At 64.4% G+C, this 12,222-nt stretch carries 11 protein-coding genes; 1 reads left to right on the top strand and 10 read right to left on the bottom strand.

Annotated elements, in window-relative coordinates; genetic code table 11:
* Positions 1 to 38 precede the first annotated feature (38 nt).
* From AB0G15_RS05470 to AB0G15_RS05445, 6 genes are read right to left on the bottom strand one after another with little or no spacing between them, the layout of a single operon-like run.
* Positions 39 to 1,655, bottom strand: coding sequence for a DEAD/DEAH box helicase (locus AB0G15_RS05470; RefSeq protein WP_362835611.1), 1,617 nt, complete (start codon positions 1,653 to 1,655; stop codon positions 39 to 41).
* The gene (locus AB0G15_RS05465; protein WP_362835609.1) at positions 1,649 to 2,620 is read right to left on the bottom strand and encodes a CHC2 zinc finger domain-containing protein; all 972 of its coding nucleotides are present in this window, start codon (positions 2,618 to 2,620) and stop codon (positions 1,649 to 1,651) included. Before AB0G15_RS05465 ends, AB0G15_RS05470 begins: the two co-directional genes overlap by 7 nt.
* A complete protein-coding gene (locus tag AB0G15_RS05460; protein WP_362835607.1) occupies positions 2,589 to 3,851 on the bottom strand; it encodes a DnaB-like helicase C-terminal domain-containing protein in 1,263 nt (420 codons plus the stop codon). Before AB0G15_RS05460 ends, AB0G15_RS05465 begins: the two co-directional genes overlap by 32 nt.
* Positions 3,851 to 4,294, bottom strand: a complete 444-nt coding sequence (locus AB0G15_RS05455; RefSeq protein WP_362835605.1) for a hypothetical protein — start codon at positions 4,292 to 4,294, stop codon at positions 3,851 to 3,853. Before AB0G15_RS05455 ends, AB0G15_RS05460 begins: the two co-directional genes overlap by 1 nt.
* Positions 4,281 to 4,964: a hypothetical protein gene (locus tag AB0G15_RS05450; RefSeq protein WP_362835603.1), complete on the bottom strand. Its 684-nt coding sequence runs from the start codon at positions 4,962 to 4,964 to the stop codon at positions 4,281 to 4,283. The genes AB0G15_RS05455 and AB0G15_RS05450 overlap by 14 nt, the downstream gene beginning before the upstream one ends.
* A complete protein-coding gene (locus AB0G15_RS05445; RefSeq protein WP_362835601.1) occupies positions 4,961 to 5,995 on the bottom strand; it encodes a hypothetical protein in 1,035 nt (344 codons plus the stop codon). Before AB0G15_RS05445 ends, AB0G15_RS05450 begins: the two co-directional genes overlap by 4 nt.
* A gap of 182 nt (positions 5,996 to 6,177) precedes the next feature.
* On the opposite strand from AB0G15_RS05445, the gene AB0G15_RS05440 reads away from it, so the two are divergent.
* Positions 6,178 to 7,269, top strand: coding sequence for a hypothetical protein (locus AB0G15_RS05440; RefSeq protein WP_362835599.1), 1,092 nt, complete (start codon positions 6,178 to 6,180; stop codon positions 7,267 to 7,269).
* A 90-nt stretch (positions 7,270 to 7,359) separates the two neighbouring features.
* Here the strand turns inward: AB0G15_RS05440 and AB0G15_RS05435 are convergent, their stop codons facing one another.
* The 4 genes from AB0G15_RS05435 to AB0G15_RS05420 are packed head-to-tail and all read right to left on the bottom strand — an operon-like array spanning position 7,360 to position 12,215.
* A complete protein-coding gene (locus AB0G15_RS05435) occupies positions 7,360 to 7,617 on the bottom strand; it encodes a hypothetical protein (RefSeq protein ID WP_362835597.1) in 258 nt (85 codons plus the stop codon).
* Positions 7,607 to 7,948, bottom strand: a complete 342-nt coding sequence (locus AB0G15_RS05430) for a hypothetical protein (RefSeq protein ID WP_362835595.1) — start codon at positions 7,946 to 7,948, stop codon at positions 7,607 to 7,609. Before AB0G15_RS05430 ends, AB0G15_RS05435 begins: the two co-directional genes overlap by 11 nt.
* Before the next feature lie 9 nt (positions 7,949 to 7,957).
* Positions 7,958 to 10,216 carry a hypothetical protein gene (locus tag AB0G15_RS05425; protein WP_362835593.1) on the bottom strand — a complete coding sequence of 753 codons (2,259 nt, stop codon included), beginning with the start codon at positions 10,214 to 10,216 and terminating at the stop codon, positions 7,958 to 7,960.
* A 1-nt stretch (position 10,217) separates the two neighbouring features.
* Positions 10,218 to 12,215, bottom strand: coding sequence for a hypothetical protein (locus AB0G15_RS05420; protein WP_362835591.1), 1,998 nt, complete (start codon positions 12,213 to 12,215; stop codon positions 10,218 to 10,220).
* Positions 12,216 to 12,222: the final 7 nt, after the last annotated feature.

Raw genomic sequence — 12,222 nt, 5'->3', positions numbered from 1 at the left:
AAGTCCTTTTGATAACGATTTGATCAAACCGGTGACCGTCAGCTAGCAAGAGCCAGCGCCTCAGCAACGTGCCTGGTCAGAGACGGGACGTCATTTGCCATGGAACCGGTTACACCCAGCTCATCACCGTCTGTGACAGCAGAGGAGACGCGGGCCTTGAAGTCGAGGGCGTCATACAGGCGCTCTTCGATGGTTCCGACGGTGTAAATGTCAGCCACCCTGACTCGACGGTGTGAAGATCCGGCACGGACGTGGCGGGCGTCCAGTTGCTTGCCCTGGCCTGAGGATCGCGGCGGATCGTACTTGATCAAGTCGCTACCAGCCGGTATGTCGACGCCATAGGCGCCGGCGTGGGACATGATCATGATGCGGACGTCGGGGTCCGTCTCGAAACGTGAGACGGCGGCGGACTTGGCACCATGATTCAGTTGCCCGTGGTAACAGACCGTGTTGTACCGTTCGAAAATCTGTTCGAAGATGGGCTGCATCTCGCGATACTTCGACACGATGATGATCTTGTTCGTCGTTGCGGCTTGTAGTATCTCCGTCACTTTGGCGTACAAAACGTCAAGTTTCGGCGCTTCATTTAAGCCGTCTAAACACCCAGTAGCGACAAGTGACGCGGCGTACGCAGAACCGGACTTTTGGCTTGACTTTTCTCCCCGGATAAAAGTCCGGGCCGAAACCCTCACCAAATTCGGGTGGCACAGCAACATCTGTGCCACCTGGTGGATGGCCATGACCCTGCCTGCCCCACTCGACTCGTCCGTACCTCCGTAGTACGAGTCGACATCCCATCCGCCACTGGACGAGCCCGACATACGCAGCTCGGCGTCCAGATCACGCATGATCTGCTCATAGACGACGCGGGTAGCAGACGGCAGGTTTACCGGCCATCGCTGCCTATCAACGGCAGGAAGGAATGGCGCGACATCAGGGTCAGTCGTGCGCTTTCGGTACATCGCGGCGGACAGCTTGCGGTGCAGCACGTCAAGGTTGACGAAGTGCGTCGGCCGGCCGCTGCGTGACCTGCGGATATAGGCCTTCTCGAACTCCTCGTAGGGCCCGAAGATCGTCGGATCGATCCACCGCATGATCGCCCACGCCTCCTCCGGCCGCTGGTTTTCAACTGGTGCCCCTGACAAACCGACACGGAACCGCGTCCGAAGCTTGCGCAGGCTGCGAGCCCTGGCCGAGCGGAACCCCTTGAGCGCCGTGACCTCGTCGATCACCGCCATCTGGCTGATCTTGCGCAGGGTGCGGAGGTTGGCTACAGCGGTGTCGTAGGAGGTCACGACGTAGGGCGGCGGTGAGGCCGCGATCCGCTCCATCGCCGCCCGTTTTCGCTCCGGCGTCCCGGACACCACCTCACACCAGTGAGGCTCGGGGATGACGAACACCTCCCCCTTGGAGACGACGCTCATGCTGGTGACGTCGGTGTGGGCCGCGATGCTGGCCGCCCACTGCATCAGCAGGCCGGACGGCGCCACGATCAGCACCGTGCTTACCTCCCCCTCCCCCAGCAGGTGTTCGGCGATGGCCAACGTGGTGATCGTCTTGCCCAACCCCATCTCCATCGCGATCAGCAGGCTCTCGCGCTCTAGGAGCAAGTCGACAGCCGGCGCCTGGTAGGGGTGCAGGTCGACGGTCAGCATGACCAGCGCCGCCGGATCGGGGAGACGGCGCCCGCGAGCTGCTCGGCGAGCTGGGTATCTGTCAGGTCCCCGGGGTCGACGCCGTGCTCCAGGCCGTCGTAGGTGACGACCAGCACCACGACGCGGCCACGCAGTTCGGCATACAGGCGCTTGGCGCCGGACCAGCCGGCCGGGTCGTGGTCGAGGAACATGATCAGCCGCGTGCAGCGGCCGGCCAGCAGCTGGACCTGTTGCTCGGAGGCCTTGGATCCGAACAGCGCCAGGCAGCCGGGCGCCAGGCCGGTGGCGTCGAGGCGGGCGGCTTTCAGCGGGTTCTCGACCACCACCGTGGTCTCCTGCGGTGGCAGGTGGATGCCGAACAGGGATTCGGTCTTGCAGACCACGTCCTTGGGGTAGTTGCGGACCCCGATCTTGGACTTGGCCTGCCAGCCCAGGAGTCGGCCGTCCGGCGAACGAATCGGCATGATCCACGCCCGTCGTCCCGGATCCCACAAGATGCCGTAGCGCTCGCACGCCTCGGCGGTCAGCTGCCGCTCGGCCAGCATGTGCTCCGGAGGCCGCTCATATAGCGCCAGAGCGGCTCGGGAGACAGGTGGGGTGATCTGAGCCGGGCTCGCCTTGTAGCGCTCCAGACGCCGTCTGGACGCTCCGATGGTGCCTTGGGCTCGGGTCCACGTGACGGCTTCGCCGGATTCGACGTTGAGCATGTCGGCGGCCAGGGACACCCAGCCGCCGGAGTAGTGGCAGGAGAAGCAGAAGAACAGGCCAGTCTCGGCGTTGACGCTGAAACTCGGGTGCTCATCGGTCTTTCCCGTCAGCGCGACGTGCGCCGGGCAGTGGGTGTAGAGCTCATCGCCGTCAATGCGGACGATGACCAGGCCGAGTTTTTCCATCGCGCTCTGAACGTCGCCGGGAACCGGGCCGCGTGCGTATTTAGAAGCGGTCGTCATCGAAGTCGTCGTCACCGAAATCGTCCTCACCGAATGGGTCATGATCTAGCTCGGTGATGACACCGCCCGCCCAATCGCGGCGGACGAAGAAAGCGAATGGTGCTACGTTTCTGCCGGCGAGCAGCTTGATCTTGAAGATGTCATGTTGTTGTGTCGGCTCTACCGCGATAACCAGATCCGCGTCTTGGCCTAAAGCGGAGGTGTATCCAATGGAACCAAGCTCGACTTGTCCTCCCTGCATTTTACTGAGCAGAACCTGAGAGGTAACAACGGTCGGAATGTCAGCGGCTTGGGCGAGCCGTTTGAAGGCTCGGCTGATATTCGTGAGCGCCTGCGGAGAGCCCGGCTTTTCCCCGTGATCGTCTTGCATCATGTAGATGCCGTCGATGAACGCGATGTCCGGCTTGAGGGCCTGGATTTTCGCACTGACACCGGAGACCGTGGTCGCCGAGTGGATATCGGAACTGAGCCACCACGGAGTCATGAGCTCCATCTGCCGAGTGGCCTTCTCGACACGGCGAAGCTCGGCCTCACTCAGATTTCCGTCGCGGAGTTTGGTGGCCGATACCTGAGCCCTCAGCGCGTCAAGGCGTTCTTCAACCTCGTCGTTCGACATCTCAAAGCCGAGAGTGAAGGGACTTTTGACAGCGGCATGAGCTGCTAAGGCGAACCACAACAAGGCCGTGGACTTTCCGGCCTTAGGTGGACCGACCAGGACGATGAGCTGCTGCTTGCGGAATCCGCCGGTCGCGGCATCGAGCGCGGCGAAGCCCGTCGGAATGCCGACCAGCTTGCCGTCACGCTTGGCCAGGTCGCGGTAGCGCTCCATCCGGGCCGCGCCGGTCTGGGTGATATCAACATCCCGGCTGACCGGCATCTCGGTGGCGAGCTCGGTCAGTACACCGGACAACGAGGCGCGCACACCCCGGACGTCGCCGCGTTCGAAGTCGCCGACCGCTTGGTCCAGGGCGGCTTCGAGCATGGCCATGGCGCGAGCGTCGCGGAGCTGGTCGATGACGTAGCCGATGGGCTCGGTGTCGGCCAGCAGCTTGTAGGTCGGGTACTCGGCGGCCAGGACGGCGGCCGAGGGCACCTGGCCGTAGGAGGCCTGGAATTCCAGGAGGTAGCGCCAGACGCGGGCGGACTCGGGATCGGTGATCCAATCGGCTCTCAGGCCTGCGTCGGTGGCGGGTCGTAGGTCGCTTGAGGTGACCGTGTGGGAGATCAGGTGACGCGGGTAGTCCATCAGAAGCGGCCGATCATGGAGCGTTTGGCTGGGGTGACAAGCCGGCCTCGGGGTCCGTAGGTCAAGGCATGTTCGGGGTGGGGGTGGTAGACGGCGCTGATGTGCGGGGCGTAGGCCAGGCTGCGCGCCAGGTGGCTGGGGTGGGTGATCGCCAGGCTGGAGTACATGACGCGGGCGTCGTCCAGGACCTCGGTGATCGTGCCGAGCTCGTCGACGAACGTGGCGATTTCGATTTGGACATCGGTTTCGTAGGCGAGCCGGTTGAGGGCTCCCACCACGGTCTGGTCGGTCGCCCAGGTGCCGGTGGACGTCTTGTCGGCGCGCGGCCAGCTGAGGATCTTTCTGGGGCGTTCCGGTGCTACTTCCGAGCGCTTGGCGATCAGGTCTTCGAAGATCACGACGATGCTGGGGCCGACCCGGTTGGACAGTTCACCGCCGCGCACGAAGATCCGCTCCGATCAGCAGGACGGCGGGGAGTGCCTGGAGTGCGAAGGACGGCAACGCGGGGTCGTAGACTGCCCACTTCTCGATGGGATCGTTGCTGGTCACAAGCGTTGGCTTGCCGATTTCGTGCCGATATCTCAGGTAGTTGTTGATCTTCCTGGCGACATAGCTCGACGCCGTTTTGTGCTCCTTGCCCATGTCGTCGAGCGCGGCGACGGAGGCCAGCACCATGCGGCGACGGAGCCGGACGGCACGCTGATACCGGCCGGTCGGATCATGACGCTCGTCGTCGTCCTTGGGCGGGTTGTCGCAGGCCATGCAGGCGGCGATGAACGCTGCGGCGCGGGCGTAGCCGATGGAAGCGCCGTGGGTGAGGTGTGCCGTGGTCAGCGTCGCGCACACCAGGTCGGTCTTGCCGCTGCCGTGGGTGCCGATGACCGCCATGCCGACGCCGATCAGGGACCGGTCATCGCGGCTGGCGCCGGGAGCTGGGGTATGGATCCGCTGCGGCAAGGTGTCGACGAACCGGCGGGCGGCCTGTAGGGCTTTGAAGCCGAGTTCGGACTGCGGCGGCCAGTCATCAAGAGTCTGACCACGCAGGTGCATCGGGATGTTGGCCGACTCCCAGCGGAGGTTCCAGTCGACCTGGTTGCTGAGTGCGGAAATCATGCCGCGACCCACGGCATGATTTCCTCGGCCGTCACGCCCCAGGTAGCCAGGACCTCGGGGTCGTCCAGGTCGGTCATGCGCTTGACCTCGGCCGCGATTTCGGCCTCTTGGATGCTGGCGCCGGCCAGCAAGGCACGCGATGCCAGGAAGCTCTTCCAGGCTGGTGCGCCGGGTGAGCGGTAGTCGCCGGCTGCGTAGTCGTCCATCCAGGCGCGGATCTGGTGTGGGGTGGTGCCTTCTTTCAGCCAGCGACTCAGGGTGGCGGCCAGGGAGCGGTAGTTGATGGCGTCGGGCACCATCAGGGCTCTGCGGCCGGAGGCTGTGCGCCGGAGCGCCAGCTTCAGGTGCAGTGCCAGGCCCATGGCGCTGTCGGGGTTGCGGCCGGTTTTCGGCGCCGTGGCGGGCTTGGCGTAGGGGCCTACGGCCTCGGCCGGATCAAGGTCATCGTCGCTGGCTGATTTGCCCGGCGTCGATCCGCCCGAAGGGCTGATCGGTAGAGACGAAGTCTCTACTTCTTGTTCTTGGTTAAGTAGTTCTTGGTTAGGGTCCGGATCCCGGACAAGATCATTCTGATTTCCGGACGGGTACATGTCCGGGATCCGGATCGTGTCCTGCTGGAAGACGGGGTCGTAGACGGCTGCCCAGGCGCTGGGATGGTTGATCTTGCGGACCACGGACTCGTAGCGCAGCGCCTCGGCCGGCCACTCCTCACGCGGGACGTCGACGACGATGTTGAGCTCACGCAGCTGGCGCAGAGCCTCGTAGACGGTGCTGCGAGCGCAGCGGGCGTCTCGGATGAGGGTGTCGATGCCGATCCACACCATGCGGTGATCGGTTCCGGCCGAGTCGGCGAGCCGGAGAAGCACCAGTTGCGCGGTGCTGGTGAGGATCTTGGGGCGGGACGCCCAGACCTCGGCTTCGATCAGTCGTGCCACGAACACTCCGGGTGAGGTTTTGGCCAGGGTTTGGCCGGTCTTTTGGGCACTTTTGTACCTGGTTTTGAACGGTACCAAAAGTCCGGTAATGTCCATGACGTGACCAGGCGGTGACCTTCCCCTCCTGCCAGGTCCGCTCCGGGAAACCCCAGGTCACACACCCCCTGGGGTTGGCTCACGGCCCGCCAGACCGCACCTGCGACGCCCCTCTGGCGGGCCCTGGGTTTTGGCCGGACTTTTCTCCCCACGCAAAAGTCTCAGAGCCCTGTGAGGCCACCATGGATACCCCTGCCATCGCGGCGCCGGACACCGTCAGCCTGGTCGTCGCCGGAGGCGCCCCGATCACCTCGGAGCTCTTCACCGACTTGATGGACGACTGGACCCGGTTCGACACGGACAAGCCGGTCGACGTCGCCCTCTACCTCCCGGCAGCTGAGGGCACCTACTCCCCCGTCGTTGACAGCGCTCGCTACTGGTCGACCTTGGAGGGTGGTCCCGGCTACGGCATCGTCACCGTCGGCGGCCGGGCGGATCGGCGTGCGACGGGACACATTCGCGCCATGATCGACGCTCCGGGCACGGAGCGGACCTGCCTTGTCACGGCCGAGGAAACCGGCGCCTCGGTGGCGGAGACCTTGATCATGATGCTGATCGAGGACAACAAAGAGCAGCAGCGGACCCCGTACCTCATCCTCGCCTGGGGAGCAGAAAAGGACGCGCCGGACGACTTCACCTGGGAGCTGCGAGCGCAGGCGGATCAAGCCGGAATCCCGGTCCTGGAGATCTCAGCGACCGGCCTACAGGAGATGCCTCCCATGGAGCCTGACGTCCCGGAGGAGGCCGGTGGGGAGATCACCGAGGACGGGCACATTCAGTTGCCTCTGCCGGAGCCTGATGAGGCTCAGGCTGAGACTCCTCCCCCGCCGGCTGTCTCTGAGGAGGTGTGGGATCTGGCCGAGACGCTGCTGCGCTCGGCGATGTACTGGGAGCATCGCGAGGCCGCCTTCATGGCCGTGAACGAGTTCCCCGGCGACCCGCAGATGAAGCTCACCCGATCCTTGAGGCACCACTATGAGGCGGTCTCTAAGGGCTCTGAGCCGGTCGCTGAGACTCCGCGCGTGGAGGTCACGGTGGTCGATCCGGAGCCCGCGCCGGAGCCGGAGAAAGCGGTGCCGGCCAAGCGCGGCCGGAGCCGTACCCCGGCTGACAAGATCGCCGTTTTCGTCAGTGCCAAGGGGGTTGAGGATCTCGCGGCGGGCTTTCAGCCTCAGCCGGGAGACATCAAGCTGGCGGCCGGCCGTCCCCGCGCCGGATGGGTACGTCAGCAGCTCGACAGGGACCAGGTTCCGGGGAGCTTGCTGGCTGTCTGAGACGCCAAAAACCCCAGCCATCACTGCCCAGTGATGGCTGGGGTTTTCGTATTACTCAGTGGCTTCACTCGCGTGAAGAGGCCAGTTTACTCAGCGGCGCGGCATTCGTACAGTCTGTACGTGGCGCGGCTCGCGGGTGACGAGCATGTGCAGGGCGGCGACCAGGGCCGCGACCACCAGTGGGAGCCGGATTTCGGCCGGGAGGATCAGGGCGCCGTAGGCCAGGACGGCGACGATCACCAGGTGCAGCTCTGGACGTAGGTAGGTGGCGGCCAGGGGTTGCAGGCTCTCCCAGACGATCCACGTCGCCAGGACGGCCTGGAGCAGCGTCCAGAGCTCAAGCAGCAAGGTCGTACTTCTTGGGCTTGTCCTTGATGAAGGTGCTCAAAACGACGGCTTGGCCGGTGGTGTGGCGCCAGGCCTTGAAATAGGCGGCGGTCGAGATGAACCAGCCGGAGACGGCCAGCAACAATGCCTCGCGCCAGTCGAACACGACGCCCGCGCTGATGGCGGCAATGGCGGTGGAGCCGAAACCGATAACAGCGGTCAGGAAAGCGTGAATGGTGGCCTTGGCGCCGCCGGACCAGGATGCCTTGGAAACCAGGTCAACGAGGATCGGCAGGATGACATTGACCATCAGGCCGACAAGCTGAACGGTTTCGAAACCGAGGGTGTACACAGGCGGTGCCTAACTATCGTAGTGCGGGATCTTGTTGAATTCCGGTTCGCCGATGCCGATCCCGGATGGTACGTGGTCTTTCAGTGCTTCATTAAGAATATAGGTCTTTCGTTCGTAATCGCTGTAATAGAAAACCCCGCCGGATGGGTTGTTCATCCCGTCGTGGTAGCGAATCTCCGGGTCGTTTCCTGGATTGAAGAAGTACGGCTTTAGTTCGATGCCTTTTTCCACCAGGAATCCTGCGATGGTGAAGGATTCGGTTCCGACTTGGGGTTGGGTGATCGTCCAGGTGTAGGCCAGCACGATGGCTCCGGAGGCCGGGACGGTGACCGTGGTGGAGATGCGTCGCCATCCGGTGCCGAGGGTGGGGGCGGGGGTGCCGAAGGAGTACAAGGTCGCCGGGCTCAAGGGTTCGAAGGTGACTTGGTCCAGGGCGGTGAAGCCGACGTCTGTCATTGCGGCGCTGGGCTTGACGTACATGGAGATGACGTAGGTGGCGCCCGGTTTGAGGGTGGACAGCAGTGTGGTGACGTAGTGGTCGGCGTCGGCGGCCAGCTCGACCAGGAGTGCCGGGGCGGTGTCGTCGTCGATGGGTGAGGTGATTTCTTCAGCGGTGCTGAAGACGTTGTCGGCGACGATGTAGATGGCGTTGGGTGCCAGGTTGAGACGGTCGGGGTAGACGAGTGCGCGGACACTGCCGCCGTCCATGTAGTCGCTGGGGCCGCCATCAGGTCTGGCGATTTCTAGTTGAACGCGGGTGAATTCCTGCCAGGAGGCGGCGGGCAGGTTGGCGAATCGGATTCCGGGCACGACGAATGCGGTTCGCGGCCAGAGTTTCGTGGTGCCTGCGAGTTTTTCGGCCGGGACGACGAATTCCGCGTAAATGCGTACCCATTCGCCGCCGGAGGCTCCGGTGTTGGTGCCTCCGTTGGATACGGCGGTGATGCTCATCAAGGGGTCGTTTTCTGTGACGCCGAAAATTGCGAAGTCGGAGAAGGCGCCGTCGGGGATGAGTTGTGCGACTTCGAGGGTGCCGACGGAGACGGAGAAACCATGGGCTTCCATGACACCGGCGATGGCGACTTCAAGGGTGCCGGTGGAGGTGGCGAAGGCGTGTGCCTCCATGTCCGGTGGGAGCCCGATTTCCAGCGTGCCGGTGCTGGTGGCGAAGGCGTCGGCGAAGGTGACCACGGTGATTTCGGCACTCAGGGTGCCGGTGCTGGTGGCGGTGGCCTCAGCGGTGATGTGGATGAGCGCGGCGAGCTCGACCGTGCCGTCTTGGGTGACGGTACCGGAGGCGGACATGGGACCGTATTGCCACACGTCCAGGGTGCCGGTTGAGGTGGCGAATGCCTGGGCGCCGACGCCCGTGATGATCGTTTCCAGGGTGCCGGTTGAGGTGGCGAAGGCGTCGGCGCTGGTCGGCAGCAGCAGGTTGACGACGATCGTTCCGGTGGAGGTCGCGGTGGCGGTGGCCTCTAGCTGCACCATGGCCAAGGTCGCGGAGTTGTGTGGCGAGCCGGACCAGGCGTAGCCGGTTGTGGTGCCGTCGACGTAGGCGGTCGCGGTGGCGCCTTGTTGGAGTTGGACTGCGTCGATGCGGGCGGTGGAGATGCCGCCGGAGATGGTGGGGGTGGTGGTTGTGGTGACGCTACGGAATGATCCGAAACGCTGTGAGCCTGTCGTCGAGGTGGTGCTGCCCTGCCAGTTGGGGCTGGAGAGCATGCTGGTGTATTGCGCCGGGCTGACGACGATCCACGATCCGCCGCCTACGGGACCGTCGGTGTAGCCCTGGTATGGGCCGTAGGTGGTCGAGCTGCTGCCGGCCTGGTAGTAGCTGCTGGCCGTGGTGATGGTGATGACGAGCCGGTCGGCCGCGCTGCGGGGAGTGAAATTGGTCAGGGTGACGCGGCCACCGCCGCCCGCGTAGGTGGTGGTGGCGACCTGCTGGCGGGTGCCCATCGCGGCGCCGGGCAGCAGGTCGTAGACCGTGACCTGTACGCCGGCGTTGTAGGCGTCGCTGTGGTTTTCCGTCCGGTGGGAGATGGTGACGCCGAGGCTGTAGGGGCCGGTGGCGGGGGTGATGTTGACGGTGGTCTGGACACCGCCCCATATGTTGACGGTGGCGCTGTTGGAGACGGTGGCCGAGTAGGTGCCAGAGGTCGGTGTGGCGGTGGTGCGGGTGATGCTGCCGCTGCCCTCGGCCGTCCAGCTGGTGGTGGCCAGCTCAAAAGACGGGTTGGGGATGTAATTCGCGTAGGTGGGCATATCAGGTCTCCACTGCCAGCCCGAAAATTGTGGAGCTGCTGTTGAAGGTGGATGTGGTGGTGGCGACCTGCACGCCATTGCGTTTGGCCGTGTAGTTGTTGCCGTTGACTACCACGGTGAGCCGGTCACCGTCACCGATAGGTGTCGCATAGGTGACCAGGGTGGTGACGGTGGCGCCGGAGACGGTCTGGAGTGCGGTCCTGGTCGCTCGCACATAGCTGGTCGTCGAGACGTAGCGCAGGATGATCGCCTGCACCTGGCCGGAGACGGCGCTGGTGAAGGTTGCCGCGACGGCTGCGCTGGCGGTGCCGTAGTCGATGGTGGACATGGCGCGGGCGCCGGGGGTGGCGGGGCGGATGACGCCGTAGTCGTAGGAGTGGCGGGTGAGTCCGGTGACGCGGTCGACCCAGGTTTTGCTGCCGTATTCGGTTTCCCGGCCGCCGAGGGTGTGCATGGGGCCGTCCTCGGGGTTGAAGACGGTGAAGGTGTCCAGCACGCGAGTGTCGCTTGCGGTGAGCGCGAATTCGCGGGTGATGAGGGCGCCGCGTTCGTCGTAGCACTCCAGGTACATCGACGCTGGGGCAACGGCTTTGGTGGCGTCGGTGTGGGGTTGGTGGGTGTAGGCCGACAGGCACAGCCGGATGCGGGTGTCGGTGTTGACGGCCTGCCAGCGGTCGGTGGAGGTGTGCGGGGCGATGCCGGTACGGGGTGGGCGGATGGCGTGCCAGACCTGTCCGCGCCAGGCGACCAGGGAGCCGGCCGGGTAGGCGCGTTCGGCTGACCATTCCAGCAGGTTCGGCAGGGGTACGGCGTTGGTGATGACGGTCAGCGGGTCGGGGGTGGCGACGTTTTGTGGTACCGGCAGCAGGCGGGCGCCGGCGTTCAAAGTGCCGGAGTGGGTGTTGTGGACGGTGATGGCTTGGGTGTCGACGACCGCGTCAAAGGGGCGGGGAATTCCGCGCGCCAGGCGGGTTTGGACTTTGGTGTCGGCCTGGCCGACGGTGTGGCTCATGCCCTGCCAGCCGTGCTGGGAGTTGCTGGCGGCGTGATAGGCGGCGGTGTTGGCTTCCACCACGCTCATGCGCTGCCACCAGGTGTTGGAGGCACCTTCGCCGTCGGGGCATTGCTCCCAGCCGTAGGCGGGCGTCACGCATTTGTAGCTGACCTCGTAGAAGTGGACGGTCGCGTTGACGGCGTAGTGAATGGAGGGATCCCACGGCAGCGGTAGGGGGTTAACCATTCGGGAGCGGTCGTAGGAGCCGATCAGATTTCGGCTTTTCCGCAGCACGACGTCCCAGCCGGACGCGGTGCGGGTGATGGCCTCCATCGCCTCTACGGTGCCTTTGGCGGCTTGCAGGGCGGATCCGTCGCGGGCGATGGCGCGGCGCCGCAGGCCGGCCAGTCCTGGGTAGGTGGGCAGCCCGAATTGGCCAATGATCAGGTCGACGATTCGTTCATGGGTGGTGTCGATGTCGCCGGAGGTCCAGGAGGCGCGCATGCCGGTACGGATCCGGTCCAAGCCCCAGCCGAAAACGCCGACGTATTTCTTGAATTGTTCGTTGTCGTCGTCTTGGTAGGTGAGCTGGTTTCCGCGTAGCAATTTGTAATGGTTGGGGATTCTTTCCCACAGCCATAGTGCGGAGCGCATGTCGGCGATGTGCAGGCAGCTGGTGTAGCCGGTGAGTGCCCAGGTTCCGGAGATTTTCAGGAAGACGCCGTAGTAGACGAATTGTCCGGCCACAACATCGGTGTCGTCGTAGCCGATGTCGGATACGGTGTCGTCGAGCAGGACGATTCCGTCGTCTTCGTGCTGGGGGACGCCGAAGAAGTTTTTGACAAGCCTGAATCCGTCGAAGGTGCCGACGGGCGGCTCCCAGAGGATGGTGACGGTCCGGTAGTCGCTGGAGTAAGCGGTGAATCTTTCCGGATCGAAGGTGGGAAGATCCGGCTCTGGGCCGTAAAACCGGGTGCCGTATTTATGAGTTAGGTAGATAGCCATACGTCAC

The sequence above is a fragment of the Streptosporangium sp. NPDC023825 genome, assembly GCF_040639575.1.
GTDB lineage: Bacteria > Actinomycetota > Actinomycetes > Streptosporangiales > Streptosporangiaceae > Streptosporangium.
The sequence above is the reverse complement of the archived record's forward strand: the minus strand, read 5'-3'. Positions and strand labels throughout refer to the sequence as shown.

Bases quoted from the DNA above. Each gene is read 5' to 3' on its own strand.
- AB0G15_RS05470 (WP_362835611.1), bottom strand. From the start codon at position 1,655: ATGCTGACCGTCGACCTGCACCCCTACCAGGCGCCGGCTGTCGACTTG.
- AB0G15_RS05460 (WP_362835607.1), bottom strand. From the start codon at position 3,851: ATGGACTACCCGCGTCACCTGATCTCCCACACGGTCACCTCAAGCGAC.
- AB0G15_RS05450 (WP_362835603.1), bottom strand. From the start codon at position 4,964: ATGATTTCCGCACTCAGCAACCAGGTCGACTGGAACCTCCGCTGGGAG.
- AB0G15_RS05445 (WP_362835601.1), bottom strand. From the start codon at position 5,995: ATGGACATTACCGGACTTTTGGTACCGTTCAAAACCAGGTACAAAAGT.
- AB0G15_RS05440 (WP_362835599.1), top strand. From the start codon at position 6,178: ATGGATACCCCTGCCATCGCGGCGCCGGACACCGTCAGCCTGGTCGTC.
- AB0G15_RS05425 (WP_362835593.1), bottom strand. From the start codon at position 10,216: ATGCCCACCTACGCGAATTACATCCCCAACCCGTCTTTTGAGCTGGCC.
- AB0G15_RS05420 (WP_362835591.1), bottom strand. From the start codon at position 12,215: ATGGCTATCTACCTAACTCATAAATACGGCACCCGGTTTTACGGCCCA.